Raw genomic sequence first — 1,201 nt, 5'->3', positions numbered from 1 at the left:
CGGCTGCGTGGCCAGCCGGCCCCGGCCGCCCTGGCGGGGCCCACGCCCCGGCGCGACCGAGCTGATCGGCCGGGAGACCGATCTGGCCCGGCTGACCGGGCTGCTCGCCGACCACCGGGTGGTCACCGTGGCCGGGCCGGCCGGCTGCGGGAAGTCCGCGCTGGCCCTCGCCGCCGCCCGCCGGGTCCACGCCGGGTACGCCGACGGCGTCCTCTCCGTCGACCTCGCCGTGGCCCGTACGCCGGAGGACGTCACCCGGGAGATCCGCCGGCTGCTCCGCCTGCCCGAGCGGGGCGGCCTGCCCCGGCTGCTGGCCGACCGCCACCTGCTGCTGGTGCTGGACAATGTGGACCACCTCACCGACAGCTGCGCCGGCCTGGTCGACGACGTCGTGCAGGTGGGCCGCCGCGTGTCGGCGCTGGTCACCTCGCGGGAGCCGCTCGGCCTGGCGTACGAGTCGGTGTGGCGGCTGCCGCCGCTGCCGGCGCTCACCACCGGCCCGGACGGGGTCCGGGGGATGCCGGCCGTGCAGCTCTTCGCCCGCCGGGCGGCCCAGGCGCGTCCCGGCTTCGAGGTGAGCGCGAAGGAGGTCGGCACGGTGGCGGTGATCTGCGGGCTGCTCGACCGGCTGCCGCTCGCCGTCGAGCTGGCCGCCGACCGGATGGCCGACGAGAGCCTCGACGAGCTGCTGCGCCGGCTCGACGACCCGCTGACCGCGCTGCGCCGGCCCGGCCGGCGGGGCCAGCCGGCCCACCAGACCTCGCTCTCCGCCGCCCTCCAGCGCAGCCTCGACTGCCTCACCCCGGCCGAGCGCTGGTGCTTCGTGCGGCTCGGCGCGCTGCCCCGGCTCTTCGGCCTCGACGAGGTGGACCGGGTCTGCGGCGCCGCGCCCTGGTGGCGGCTGCGGACGAGCGTGGTCCTCGACGGCCTGGTGGCGAAGTCCCTGGTGACGGTCCGCCACCACGCCGGCCGCCCCACGTACGCGATGCTGCGCACCGTGCACCAGTTCGCCGCCCGGCTGCTCGCCGGCGAGCTGGGCCAGTACGGCACCGCACCGGCCCTGTCCGGCCGGGTGGGCTGAATGGCTCCGCCCCCCGCCCGCCCGGCCGGCGTGCTGCTCGCGGCCGGCGCCGGCCGCCGGTACGGCGGCCCGAAGGCGTTGGTCCGGCACGCCGACGGCCGGCTGCTGGTGGAGCGGGCC

2 protein-coding genes are annotated in these 1,201 nt (G+C 78.8%); both read left to right on the top strand.

What is annotated here, in order from left to right; genetic code table 11:
* On the top strand, positions 1–1,081 hold a 1,081-nt coding region (locus B0E53_RS38335; RefSeq protein ID WP_348639694.1), incomplete at its 5' end, for an AAA family ATPase.
* On the top strand, positions 1,082–1,201 hold a 120-nt coding region (locus B0E53_RS36635; protein ID WP_168215502.1), incomplete at its 3' end, for an NTP transferase domain-containing protein.

Origin of the sequence: Micromonospora sp. MH33 (assembly GCF_003013775.1) — a bacterium.
Taxonomy (GTDB): Bacteria; Actinomycetota; Actinomycetes; order Mycobacteriales; family Micromonosporaceae; genus Micromonospora; species Micromonospora fulviviridis.
The sequence above is the reverse complement of the archived record's forward strand: the minus strand, read 5'-3'. Positions and strand labels throughout refer to the sequence as shown.